The organism is Tolypothrix campylonemoides VB511288_2, from assembly GCF_045999855.1.
Classification (GTDB): Bacteria; Cyanobacteriota; Cyanobacteriia; order Cyanobacteriales; family Nostocaceae; genus Scytonema; species Scytonema bouteillei_A.
The window spans coordinates 313,192-325,276 of sequence record NZ_JBFPMW010000009.1 but is presented as its reverse complement, the minus strand read 5'-3'; the positions used below and the strand labels follow the sequence as shown (position 1 = coordinate 325,276).

General features: G+C 40.8%; 11 protein-coding genes. 3 read left to right on the top strand and 8 right to left on the bottom strand.

The features are described from left to right. The first annotated feature begins 72 nt into the window (after window positions 1-72). Both AB0756_RS25960 and AB0756_RS25955 read left to right on the top strand, forming a co-directional pair. A complete protein-coding gene (locus AB0756_RS25960) occupies window positions 73-492 on the top strand; it encodes an MFS transporter (protein ID WP_336604393.1) in 420 nt (139 codons plus the stop codon). 25 nt (window positions 493-517) lie between these two features. Continuing rightward, complete coding sequence (locus AB0756_RS25955; protein ID WP_336604392.1) at window positions 518-1,294, top strand: hypothetical protein; 777 nt, start codon at window positions 518-520, stop codon at window positions 1,292-1,294. Window positions 1,295-1,827: 533 nt separating this feature from the next. Here the strand turns inward: AB0756_RS25955 and AB0756_RS25950 are convergent. The 3 genes from AB0756_RS25950 to AB0756_RS25940 form a co-directional block, all read right to left on the bottom strand. After that, window positions 1,828-4,110 (bottom strand): diguanylate cyclase, encoded by a 2,283-nt coding sequence (locus AB0756_RS25950; protein ID WP_237265975.1) that lies wholly within the window; start codon window positions 4,108-4,110, stop codon window positions 1,828-1,830. Window positions 4,111-4,127: 17 nt separating this feature from the next. Then, window positions 4,128-4,841, bottom strand: a complete 714-nt coding sequence (locus tag AB0756_RS25945; RefSeq protein ID WP_038085092.1) for a Crp/Fnr family transcriptional regulator — start codon at window positions 4,839-4,841, stop codon at window positions 4,128-4,130. 687 nt (window positions 4,842-5,528) lie between these two features. Then, entirely contained in the window at window positions 5,529-6,452 is a 924-nt protein-coding gene (locus AB0756_RS25940) for a DNA polymerase III subunit delta' (protein ID WP_038085090.1), read from the bottom strand. 67 nt (window positions 6,453-6,519) lie between these two features. Here AB0756_RS25940 and AB0756_RS25935 point away from each other — a divergent pair, with 67 nt between their 5' ends. Then, window positions 6,520-6,897 (top strand): Crp/Fnr family transcriptional regulator, encoded by a 378-nt coding sequence (locus tag AB0756_RS25935; protein ID WP_038085088.1) that lies wholly within the window; start codon window positions 6,520-6,522, stop codon window positions 6,895-6,897. A gap of 86 nt (window positions 6,898-6,983) precedes the next feature. Here AB0756_RS25935 and AB0756_RS25930 read toward each other — a convergent pair whose 3' ends face one another. The 5 genes from AB0756_RS25930 to AB0756_RS25910 all read right to left on the bottom strand — a co-directional run bounded on the left by AB0756_RS25930 (window position 6,984) and on the right by AB0756_RS25910 (window position 12,083). Continuing rightward, complete coding sequence (locus AB0756_RS25930; protein WP_038085085.1) at window positions 6,984-7,841, bottom strand: mechanosensitive ion channel family protein; 858 nt, start codon at window positions 7,839-7,841, stop codon at window positions 6,984-6,986. Between the two features lie 295 nt (window positions 7,842-8,136). Further along, window positions 8,137-8,754: a dTMP kinase gene (gene tmk / locus AB0756_RS25925; RefSeq protein WP_038085083.1), complete on the bottom strand. Its 618-nt coding sequence runs from the start codon at window positions 8,752-8,754 to the stop codon at window positions 8,137-8,139. A 103-nt stretch (window positions 8,755-8,857) separates the two neighbouring features. Further along, the gene (locus AB0756_RS25920; protein WP_050046646.1) at window positions 8,858-9,580 is read right to left on the bottom strand and encodes an NAD(P)H-dependent oxidoreductase; all 723 of its coding nucleotides are present in this window, start codon (window positions 9,578-9,580) and stop codon (window positions 8,858-8,860) included. 28 nt (window positions 9,581-9,608) lie between these two features. Beyond that, window positions 9,609-10,406, bottom strand: a complete 798-nt coding sequence (locus tag AB0756_RS25915) for an alpha/beta fold hydrolase (protein WP_038108404.1) — start codon at window positions 10,404-10,406, stop codon at window positions 9,609-9,611. A 465-nt stretch (window positions 10,407-10,871) separates the two neighbouring features. Next, window positions 10,872-12,083 carry a hypothetical protein gene (locus tag AB0756_RS25910; protein WP_408104018.1) on the bottom strand — a complete coding sequence of 404 codons (1,212 nt, stop codon included), beginning with the start codon at window positions 12,081-12,083 and terminating at the stop codon, window positions 10,872-10,874. Window positions 12,084-12,085: the final 2 nt, after the last annotated feature.

Genomic DNA, 12,085 nt, shown 5'->3' with positions numbered 1-12,085 from the left:
CAGAACCGCATTCTATCGCATGGGACACCAAGAACTCTTTGGGTCCCATGCACGAGCTTTTGGATTGAGAACATGGAAAAAAATACGGGAACCATACCCCATATTTTATGGTTGCAAGTTTGCAGTTTGGCAGGAGTACAGGGAGCTATTACGCTGAGTTGGCTGATTTATGCTTTGTACTTACCGCGACTGTTGGCTGGATTTGGTTTTCCTGAATCTTTGGCAGTATGGGTGCTGATAGTGGAGAATGCCTTAGCAGTGGTGATGGAACCACTGTTTGGTGCGCTTTCTGATAAAGCCAAGTATCAAATAGGAAGAAGTTTTCCCTTCATTTCTGTTGGGGTGATTCTCTCATCAGCATTTTTTATTGCAATTCCAACTTTGACAGTGTTTTTTCCAGTTTCTGATATCACGCGTACTCTTTTGCCTTTAATGGCGATCGCTTGGGCTATGGCAATGACGGTATTTCGCAGTCCGGCGATTCGGCTTTAGCCGTTACGCTTCGCGTATCGCACTTTTGGGAAGATATGCCAGACCCGAGGAGTTACCGTTAGCGGGAAGTGTGCTGATTTTGGTAGGAGGAATCATTGGTGCTTTCCGACCTATTGCCACTTCGTTTATTTTAGGTTTAGGACCTGTCTTCACATTTGCTGTCGGTTCGTTTGTGTTGCTAGCCGCAGCTGCAATATTAAGATTTTTTAATCCAGTAGAGACCCCCGTTGATAAAGCCCAAACATGGGCAACACCAGGGGAATTGCCACGGGCGCTAGCTTTGATTTTGGGTACGGGTGTTGGTGTGGCGTGGGGTTCTCGACTCTTTATGGATGCTTTGGGGAAGCTGTTAAAAGTTCAACTGAATACTCAGAATGTTGATGGCATGATGTTTATCATCAACCTTGCTTTAGCTTTTGCTGCGCTACCTGCAGGAGCATTAGCTGTAAAGATAGGCAATCGCAAGGCAATGCTAGGTGGTATTGGTGCGCTCGTTTTTCTGATGATAGTACTGTTATTTGCAGGAGCGCAGATGCCTTTTGTACTACTTGGAGTCTGTGCATTTAGCGTAATTGTCAACGGTGCAATTCCCTTTGCTTTAGGGTTAGTACCTCCTAAATGGGGAGGATTGGGAGTTGGGATGTATTTCGCAGGCTTTGGTTTGACAGGGAGTTTGTTTGGGCTAGTGTTTCCAAAACCGCAAGAGATTGTTCCTGCGAGCGGAGTTGTTGGGGGTGCAATCGCTTTTTTGGTAGCAGGTGGTTGTGTTGCGGGAAGTTACAAACACTCGTCTCTGAATTAATTTCTCTCAAAAAATAATTTTATCCATCACTCAAACCCCTACTTTAAAAAGTAGAAATTAACTGCTTGCTTGACAATCCCCATCGCCGCGTCATTCTTATCGTAATTACTTAGGCGAAGCTGATACTACAACCTATTTCCTTCGTTATAAGTAATATTACTTTACATACTTCTTTGGATAGCAAATAAATCATCTTTTGTAACTAAGTTTTAATGCGTAGAATCGTCTGTTGAGAAGATATCTTGTGCTTAAAAAAGTTATATACTGAAAGTATAAAAATGATTCTATGACTATCCTAATAAGGAGGATCTTCATATGCTTGCTGTTGTCACTTTTTTTGCTGCTTATGCAGTTCTATCTGCATACTTCATTTCGACTGTTGAGTAGTGCAATAAAAACTCGGCTCCCTTGTATCTAATGTTATAGCAATTGTACGCGTACTGATTCTTAATGCTATCTTAATTATTGAGATTGGAAATAGCATGAGAAGATACTAGATAAGGGAGCACAGTTCTAAATGTTTTCTGAATTCGTCACTGGTCACTAGTTACCGATCGCTGTTCGCCGAGCAATCTGAATTTACTGCTTTCATCTTCTGTACGGAACGCAGTAACAACCCGATCTCGTCCCGACTGTTTGGCACAATATAGAGCACTATCAGCAGCTTGAATAACTGCTCCTGGCGTCAAACCATGCATTGGAAAAAGCGAGACCCCCAGTGACAGAGAAATTCTGCTAAGTGACTGGTGACGGTATTGTAGGTCCAAATGTTTAACACCTTCCCGTATTTGTTCGGCACGTTCAAAACAAGTTTCTAAGGTTGTTTCTGGTAATATAATCAAAAACTCCTCACCACCATAACGACAAGCAATATCAGCTTGCCGAATTTGTTGTTTGAGGAATATACCGAGTTCTCGCAAAACAGTATCGCCTGCTTCATGACCGTAAACGTCGTTGAAGCCTTTGAAATGATCGACATCAATCATAATGATACCTACCGAGTACTGCTTGCGTTCTGCTCGGTATATTTCTCTTTCTAAAAATTCATCAAGGTAGCGTCGGTTGAACAAACCCGTTAGGGGATCGCGAGTACTTTGCTGTTGCAGTGCTTCGCGTAACTTTAAATTTGCAAGAGCAAGTGCAATATGTTCGGAAACTCTAGAGGCTAACTGTTGTTTTGATTTTGTAAATTGCCCCTCTTGTTGCGATGTTAAATATAACATTCCTAAAGCTTCTCCTTGGGCCATCATAGGGACACATAGCGATTCACCGCACCAATCCTCACTCATATGGGTACACTGCAAACCACTGCATTTAGATTCTACAAAATGAGTGCGTCCCCGCCGCAGTCCCCAACATTCTTCAGGTGTAAACAATTTTTTACTAGATAATGTTGAGTTTCCCCAAGTCGTTACGGCTTCTACTAAATATTTTGAGGGGCTGATAATAAAAACTCCTCCCGACATATCAGGAAACAAGCATTGAACAAAATGAGCAATCACTTTATATGCTTCCTCATTTTTCATACACGCTTGTAGAAAGTCGCTCATTTGACTGAGTAAAGCAATTTCATTGTTGCGAGTTTCTAGTTCTTTCACCCAGGAAGACAGCTGTTCGTTAGCTTGCTTGAGGGCTGCTTCTGTTTGCTTGCGTTCTGTAATATCCCGATTAACTTCAATTGTTGCTGTAGGCTGACCTTGTTCGTTGTAAAGCGGTACAACCACTTTTTCGCATATCCCTTCAGTACCATCTTTACGTGTAAAATTCATTTCACCAGCCCAGCGACCCGTATCTAAAGTCCGTTCTATGATTTTTTCTGTTACAACAGCAGAATTTTCTGACTTGTGGAGAACCTCTTGTGTTGTTCCCAGCGATCGCACCCTAGCATAACCAAACATTCTTTCTGCTGCCCCATTGCAGTCAATAATATTACCAGATAAATCGGTAATAATAATGCCATCAGAAATATTTTCAAAAATACAAGCCTGCTGTTTTAAAGTCTCTTCAACTAATTTGCGCTCGGTAATATCTAAAGCTTGAACTATAAAATATAACGGCACACCATAGATATCTCGCACGAGTGAGGCACTTAAAAAAACCCATACCACATTTCCCCGCTTGTGGATGTACCGCTTCTCGAGGGTGTAATGGCGAACTTCACCATTTAAGAGTTGATTGCTGTAGTTGAGACTGAGGTCTAAATCGTCAGGATGGGTAATAGCTTGGAAAGTCGTGGACAAAAGATCTTCTTTTGAATACCCAGTAATTTCACATAAAGCTCGATTCACCTGTAGCCACCGACCGTCTGTTGCCGTTAATGCCATTCCAATGGCAGCGTAATCAAAAGCGCTGCGAAAGCGTTCATTACTTTCTCGCAGCGCTTCTTCTACTCTTTGACGTTCTGCAATTTCGTGTTCTAATTCTTGGTTGGCTTTGATAAGTTGTGTCAAGTTGGGAAGAGCAATAGCTTGAGGCATTGCTTGCAGGAGCAATACACCTGTCACGAGTGAAATAACCGCTGTTATGACTTTGACAAAACCTGACAGCCAGTACGTTGGGTGCCATAGCGTCCACACTTCTACAAGATGTGATGTTGCACAAGAGACAATGAACGCACTAAACAGATAAAACACCCAGTGGAAGGGTAAATCTTGCCGCTTCTCAGCAAAATAAATCAGGGTAATAGAAATAGAGTAGTAAGCAAGTGCAATTAAAGAATCAGATATTGCATGCAGCCACACTAAATTTGTTATCCAAAGAAAACATTGTCCGTGGGGGATAAACTGCATCACTATCAATTGAAGAAAATTTGGCATATTTACTCGACCTTCTCCTAATTTCCCCTAATCCATCGCTCTAACTCTGCCCTGGAAATGTCGAAACACTCACAGGCAATTGTTTCTAACTCAAGCCGATTTAAAATTGTTATCTCACCGCGATCGTAATCAATCAGCCCCAACGCACGTAGTTTTCTTGCAACTGCTCCGACACTGGCACGGCGTACACCTAATATTTGGGAAAACGTTTCTTGAGTGAGTGGAAACCGATCCCTTCTCATGCGATCGTGAATCATGAGCAGCCAACGACACATCCGCTGTTCGACCGTGTGTAAACTGTTACAAGCAACAGATTGTGAAATTTGTACAATTAACACGTGCGTGTACCGCAGGAGAATCTCTTGCAATAGCGGTTTCTCCCGCACTGCTGCTGTAAAAATATCTGTACGCATTCGCACAGCCTCACCTGGAATCTGTACAACTCCCCTCAGAGGTGTCGTTGGGATTCCCAAGGCTAGAGAAATACCCACCATCCCTTCGTAGCCGACTAAACCCACTTCAGCTTGAGTCCCATCTGCCATTGTTGTCAGTAAAGAAACAACACCATGAATTGGGAAGTACACGTAGTCTATAGATCGTCCGGGTTGAAACAGAACTTGCTTAAAGCTAAGAGGAACAGTTTCGAGGTGAGGAAGTAATTTTCGATAAACTTCATCGGGCAGTACCGATAAAAGCCTATTGTAGATTGGTGTTTGAACTGTTTTAGCCATTAGGAACACTATGAGTTACATCGGTATGTCCGCATCAAATACAGTGCCATTACATATTCGAGTCAAATATGATGCACTCAATTTTGTTATTTAATTCAAATAGAGTAGCAACAGATAACCTTTTATCAGTGATTTATGCTACTCATTGTTCTCAGACATCTCTTTGGCACGGAAATATTGATGTCAACTTGGAATTGATGAATTAATATAACTGAAATTTCATGAACGCTAGCGTACAACAGTAACGTACAGAATTTACACCAAATTTACTCTCCAATACCCAAAACTAGTACCAGTGGTACAAAGAAGCGGGACCATGTGATTTTTGAAATGTATAAATTCTTTATATTTTCTTAGAAACAGAGGTAAACTAGGTCACATGATTTTTGTTAATACTTTTTTAGTTATATCATCAATTGTATTTGTTCTTTCCTCTCAAGCAAGAAAATTTAGAAGCATAAAATATGCAGCTAAAATTCAGCAAGATAAAGATTTTATCTGTTTACCGATCGCCTGAAATCGCGCCAAAAATTTAATGAGAACATCTATATTTTTCTACTTATAAAAAATATTATTTCTATGACAGTTCTAACATCATGTATGAAAAACAAAGAGCCCTGACTTTTGAAAAAGTTGGTATTCCGAGCCGTTCAAGAAGAGGAAATGATTATCGGTCATCGGTCAGAGTTAATAACTGTTGCAAAGTGACAAAAACATGCATTCCCAAACAAGACGCGGTTGGGCATAACTGAGCAAGGATTTGCGGGCTTGTTCTAACTGTTGAATAATGCTAGGTTGACGCCATTGTTCCCAGTAAAACTGTTGTAGATAATCCACTAACCATAATTGGGCTTCCGTGTCTAAATTCTTATCAATTTGTTTGGCTAATTCCAAAGCTTCACGATAAGATGAGGGAAATTTTGTAACGGCTTGCAAAATTTCCTCAGGAATAGCTTGCAATTGCTGATAGGATGCGATCGCATCTCCCGGACTACCAGATGCAACGCTAAAGACGGCAGGATATTGCAAAATATCTTTGTGTCCTGTTTTTGTCAAAACCTCAGCCATAGCCCCGTTACTAAGTCGGTAAAAAGGAATGCGCTGACAGCGAGATACAATCGTAGGCAAGACAGATTCTGGTGTTGGTGCAATTAAAATCAGCGTTGCTCGTCCCGGTTCTTCTAAAGTTTTTAGTAGAGCGTTAGCGGCTGCTTCAGCCATTGTTTCTGCTTGCTCTAACACAACAATCTTTCTAGATGCTTCCAAGGGCGGACGACTGAGAAATTCAATAATTTGCCTGATTTGTTCGAGCCGAATCGCGGGTGGTGCTTTGCGCTTCAGCCCCTTCTCTTGGGCTTCTTTTGATGTCAGACGTTGACCCTGATGCTGATAAGTTGGTTCTACCCAAAGTAGATCGGGGTGGTTTCCTTGACGTATGCGGTTTTGATGTGCATTAAAGAGCAACTCGACAAAACACTTTGCCGCTAAACTCTTTCCGACTCCATCCGGTCCCACAAACAGGTATGCTGGAGCAATTCTTTGTTTGACTGCAGCTTGTGTTAGCAATTCGACTGCTTGTGGTTGTCCTATAAGCTGTGAAAATGGGTCCATGATTTGTGATAATAAGTAACTGGGTAAGTTGTTAGGCTGAACAAACAATAAACAGGGTTTATTAATTATGGTTCAACCAGTAGAAACCGTTAGAATTTTTCAAAAACAATCAGAACTTAAGACCTACTCAGCAGGTCAAGTTATTTTTACTGAAGGCGAGTATGGGGAATATATGTATGGTATTGTAAGCGGAGAGGTAGAGTTATATGTTGATGGCAAATCGGTTGAGACCATACAAGAAGGAGATGTTTTTGGAGAAGGAGCCTTAGTGACTCCAGAACATACAAGAGCTTCCACTGCTATTGCCAAAACCGACTGCGAGCTTGCATTTATCAATCGATCCAGTTTTCTATTTGCCGTTCAAGAAACCCCTATTTTTGCATTGCAAGTTATGAGAAGCTACTCAGAACGCTTGCGACGTTTCAAGCATCCTGTTGGTAGTTAAACTAATTTGTGCTAGCAATATAAAAACTCTGGACTTCACGTTAATTGTGAGTCCAGAGAAAACAGTGAAATATTTGGCGTTGTAGTTTACTGATAAGCAACTGGTGGTTGAATGTAAGCGTTATCAGCACCATTGTTAGACAGCTGACTTACCGTGTAGTGATGCTCGGGAATTGGGTAACCAGCCTCTCCAAAAGCTTCATGAATGACTTTGTTTGTTTGAAAATACACTTGCCAGTAATGCTCGTTATTGCAGTAGGGGCGCACTGCTAGAACGGGACCGGCTAAATTGAACTCTAAAATCTCTACATCTGGTGCTGGATTGCTAAGAACGTTGGGAATTTGGCTCACTCTTCCCTTTAATAACTCGATAGCTTCGTTATGGTTGACAGTGTGATGGAGTTGAGCAACTAAGTCAACACGACGGTAGGGATTCGCAGAAAAGTTTTGTATATTATCGGAGAAGATTTTATTGTTGGCGACAATTGTTTGTACGTTGTCGGGAGTGTTGATTGAGGTTGTGAACAATCCAATCTCTGTCACAGTACCCGTAACACCTCCAGCGCAGATAAAGTCACCAACTTTAAAAGGTCTAAAGATAATTAAGAATGCACCTGCTGCAAAGTTTGCTAATAATCCACCCCAAGCCGCACCAATGGCAATACCTGCGGCTGCTAACAATGCTGCAAATGAAGTTGTCTCAATTCCAAAGAAACCAAGAAGCGCAACGACTAGAACAATTCTTAGCGTTACGGAAATAATATTGACAAGATAGCTAACAATTGTCGGATCGACGTGCTGGCTTCTAAAACCGCGCTTTAACAGCTTGAGTGCAAAATCGATTAACTTCTGACCAACAAACCACAGCGCGATCGCACCCAACAGCTTGAGTCCAAATTCAGTTAATAGTTGAAGTGCAACCCTGCTAATTTGATTTAGATCCATATTAGTTATTCTCGGTGTTAAAGATCGAAGATACAACAAGGCATCGAAAATATTCTATGAATAATATATAACAGTCCAATTTAAGTTGTAAAAATTATTAGGGACAAGAAGCTAAGATCGCCAAGACAAGAGAATTTAGGATGGTTCTACAGAGTTTATAAAGAAATTTTTTATTTTTATTTTATGTATAGCAAATAACTTGTCAATCAAAAAGATTTGTGTATGAGGTGACTGAAGACTAACGATATAGAGAATGGGTGAACAATTCCCCATTCCCCAACTACCAAACTCAATCTTAAGTGTGACTTATCAGTAACCGTTGAATATCCGCAGTCACTTTATCAATATCTTGATTGGCATCAAGCGTAACAATTCTGTCTGGAAATTTTTCAGCTAGTGACAAGAAACCCTGACGAACGCGATGGTGAAAAGCTAAATCTGCTTGTTCCATACGGTCTAATTTTCGTTTGGCAAGGATTCGACTGAAAGAAATTTCTGGGTCAATATCAAGTAAGATTGTCAAATCACTTTGCAGTCCACCAGTTGCTAAAAGGTTGAGTTGTTCTATCATTTCAAGACTGATTCCACGTCCCCAACCTTGATAAGCAATAGTAGAGTCAGTGTAGCGATCGCACAAAACCACTTTTCCTTCTGCTAGGGCTGGTTTAATAATTTGGTCAATATGTTGAGAGCGATCGGCTGCATACAAAAGTAACTCCGTCCTATCTGTAATTGAAGTAGATCCTGCTTCTAATAATAATTGACGCAAGTGCAAACCTAACTCCGTTCCTCCCGGTTCGCGAGTCACAATTGGAGAAATGTTGAGGCTTTGCAGCCACTCTTGAATGCGCTGTATCTGGCTGGTTTTACCACAACCCTCCACACCTTCAAAAACAAAAAATTTACCGCTCATATTTTTAGATTTTAGTTCCCTAAATTAAGAAACCCCCTTATAAGGATAGCCCCACCATCAGGCATCAGCCATTAGCCATTAGCCATTAGCCATTAGCCATTAGCTATTCATCAATACTAACTTCTGACATTTTTAGTTGAAAATTCTCATCAAAATCATCAAGAGAAGGATAGACAATAGGAGGAACTCGATCTATGGTCAACAACCGATTTTGATACTGTTCCAAATAAACTTGGCGGCGTTCATCACTGAGACGACTTGCACCCCAAACAATGAAAGGTGGTAAAACATCAAAACCTACAAAGCGAAGAATTCCATGGTTGATGGGATAAAGAATGGTGTGAATATCGCCATTAATACCAATTTCGGTGTACATCGTTAAAGGACCACCAGTTGTAAGAGATAGCATGGCTTTTTTACCTTTAAACGCACCATTGTCATACCACTTGCCATTGCCATAAATTTTACCCAATGCAAAAACTTTATCAACCCAACCTTTTAAAATAGCAGGGAGTCCAAACCACCATAAAGGAAACTGAAAGATAAGCACGTCGCACCAATCGAGTTTTTCCATTTCTGCTTTGATGTCCGCTGCAAAGCCATCCACTTCTGTTGCGTGCAATTCTTCTGCTTGCTGTTTGTAATAGTCAGGGTTTGTTTTAGAAGTAAAATTACGGCGATCGGACACTGGATTGAATTGCATAGCGTATAAATCGGAAACGATAGCCTTATGTCCTGCGTCTTCTAAGGCTTTTTTCGCATGGCTAGTTAATGCACCATTAAAACTTTTAGGTTCGGGGTGAGCGTACACAATAAAAAAATTCATTTGAGCTTCCTTCAGACAGAAAGGCGGATTAAGATACCTTTGCAAGAAAATTGCACATGGATTGAGCTACAGTTTCTGGAGACTCAATGATAAAACCATGACCTCCAGAATCAAGAACAACGAGTTCGGCATTGGGAATGCCTTGCAAGAGTTCCTCGGAAAACTTTACCGGAGTTAGAACATCCTGTCTACTGACTAGAACTAGAGTAGGACAATGAATATGACTGAGGCGAAAGCGAATGTCGCTGCTTGTAATAGCTCGGCTTTGATAATACAATTCTTGGGGTACGGGCGGAAAAGGATAATTGAGTACCATTTGAATAATTGTTTCTATTGCTCCTGGGGTAGAGTAGAACGTATTTGTAAATATCCAAGGCAAAATGACTTTTTCATAAAGTTCTAAATCTAAAATTCGAGCCAGATCTCCCCATGTCTCGATAATGGCATTAAAGCGATCGTCACCTTTTGCTAAAGATGAGAGGAGTAACAAACTACACACCTTTTCTGGTTGTGCCAAAGCTAGTTCTTGGGCAATTTGACCGCCCATAGAATGACCTGCTACGTGTACTTTGTCGAGCCCAAGATGTTCAATTAACGCAGCAGCATCAGTTGCCATGTGTTTTATGCTATAGGCGCACTGAGAAGTAGAACTGCGTCCCATACCTCGATTATCCAATCGAATAACTTGATATTGTTTGGTGAGGGATGGCATGAGCAGTGACCAGTAGGTATGGTCGCACAAAAAGCCGGAAATGAGGAGCAAAGGCTCCCCCGTACCTTGAATCTGGTAGAACAGTTCAAGTCCATTCGTTTGAAACTGAGGCATGGCGATCGTTAATTCTGTAAACTACCTACAAGAATGTGAAGTTGCAACGGGTTGAGAAGAAACTGGGTACTGACCCACAGCAAAAACAACGATAGCAGGCTTGATTTTTCTTTACGTGGTGACAAAGCAAGTGTAATGTTAAATAATTTTGAGCCACCTACTGGGAGAGGGTTGCTCCATAGTCTTGTGTCTACTTCTACGGTGCCAAAAAAACCATCTCCTGCGTTATAGCCTTGAGATGGTCTCCAGTTTTCCGTAGCACCAGGTTAGCTGGGGATACGAGTAACTGCAACACTTGCTTGACCCATTACAGTCATAGTTAAAAACAGTATAGCCCCAGCTATCGAATTTTGCACAAAGCGCATTTTTTGTAGCTCCAATATATGAGAGTTCTAAAAGACATTATCCTAAGCGTGAAATCAGAAGAGAAATCAATGAATATAATGATTGCGCTTCATTTTTCCTCTAGTAGTTACTCAGACGAAATTCTATAAAGGGCAGAGCTATCCACCCAGTCCAGATCTTTTCTAACAGTTCTTCTTCTACAAGTTTTGCTCTTTCAGAAACGCGGTATCTCAGTTGAATTTGATACGATTTACCAGGTTTAAGATCGAGAAAATAGTCAAAAGCTCCTTTGCCATCAAAGTAGTTACGACTTTTATTAGGAATAGCAAGTTGAAGCTGACCAGAATCCCAGAAAAGCATTCCATCTAAATTAATTAACGCATTTTCTCCAGGTTGAAGTAAGTAATAATTGAATTTTTTATGTATAAGTCTTATAGGCTCACTAGTAGAATTTATTTCTTGACCGTCATCACTTATGAGAGTTACCTCAATAGAACCTGCTTGGTAGAAGCGAAGAGCCGTTGATGTATTATTAGTAATGCGAATACCTAGCTTGACATCTGTTTTATTTCTCGTTCCCAGAAAAGGGATATTCCACCATCTAGGAGGGATATTCAACACCGACTCTGGCATCTCTATTTTGAACAAGACTCCATCCACTTCAACTGCACAATTGTCAGTAGATAAGGGTTGGACTAAACGAAGATTCAGCCAAGGGGTTGCCAACATTTCTGAAGGGGGATGAGGTGCAGTACTTTGTTGTCCAATATCTGATTCACCAGACAATGTTGTTTCACCATCAATATTCAAGATAAATCTCAGCTGATAGGTTTTTGCTTCAAGTACATCAAAATACCAAAAGTACTTAGGGCTAACAGAACTTTGGTTGTCATCAGGAAGAGTTGTAATTTTTAATTTTAGGGAGCTATTTTGCCAAAAAAGTTTTGCTTTCAAAGAAAAAAGTGTGGCTGCGTTATGTCTGATTCTCCACCATTTAAATTCTTTCCTCTGATTGAATCCGAACAGTCTGTTTTGCCGATCGTTAATCACAACCTCTTCGCGAATCAAATCTCCTGGTAGAATTTGTCCATCTGGTGTTAATAGCTCGGGAATAAAGGGTTGAAAGCGGTTGAGAGTGAGGGAATTTGAATTTTTTTGGACAACCCGAACATTCAATTTAATAGGAGCATTAACTTCAAGCTGATTTTGTGGGATAGAATAGACCATAGTAGGAAAAAGTATACGGCTGGGAATCACAATGTCTAGGTCTATATCATTTGATTCAGAAGATTCCATGTCAGTCATCCTATGAATTGCTGTATCTTCACACATTA

Bases quoted from the DNA above. Each gene is read 5' to 3' on its own strand.
- AB0756_RS25960 (WP_336604393.1), top strand. From the start codon at position 73: ATGGAAAAAAATACGGGAACCATACCCCATATTTTATGGTTGCAAGTT.
- AB0756_RS25950 (WP_237265975.1), bottom strand. From the start codon at position 4,110: ATGCCAAATTTTCTTCAATTGATAGTGATGCAGTTTATCCCCCACGGA.
- AB0756_RS25945 (WP_038085092.1), bottom strand. From the start codon at position 4,841: ATGGCTAAAACAGTTCAAACACCAATCTACAATAGGCTTTTATCGGTA.
- AB0756_RS25940 (WP_038085090.1), bottom strand. From the start codon at position 6,452: ATGGACCCATTTTCACAGCTTATAGGACAACCACAAGCAGTCGAATTG.
- AB0756_RS25935 (WP_038085088.1), top strand. From the start codon at position 6,520: ATGGTTCAACCAGTAGAAACCGTTAGAATTTTTCAAAAACAATCAGAA.
- AB0756_RS25930 (WP_038085085.1), bottom strand. From the start codon at position 7,841: ATGGATCTAAATCAAATTAGCAGGGTTGCACTTCAACTATTAACTGAA.
- tmk (WP_038085083.1), bottom strand. From the start codon at position 8,754: ATGAGCGGTAAATTTTTTGTTTTTGAAGGTGTGGAGGGTTGTGGTAAA.
- AB0756_RS25920 (WP_050046646.1), bottom strand. From the start codon at position 9,580: ATGAATTTTTTTATTGTGTACGCTCACCCCGAACCTAAAAGTTTTAAT.
- AB0756_RS25915 (WP_038108404.1), bottom strand. From the start codon at position 10,406: ATGCCTCAGTTTCAAACGAATGGACTTGAACTGTTCTACCAGATTCAA.
- AB0756_RS25910 (WP_408104018.1), bottom strand. From the start codon at position 12,083: ATGTGTGAAGATACAGCAATTCATAGGATGACTGACATGGAATCTTCT.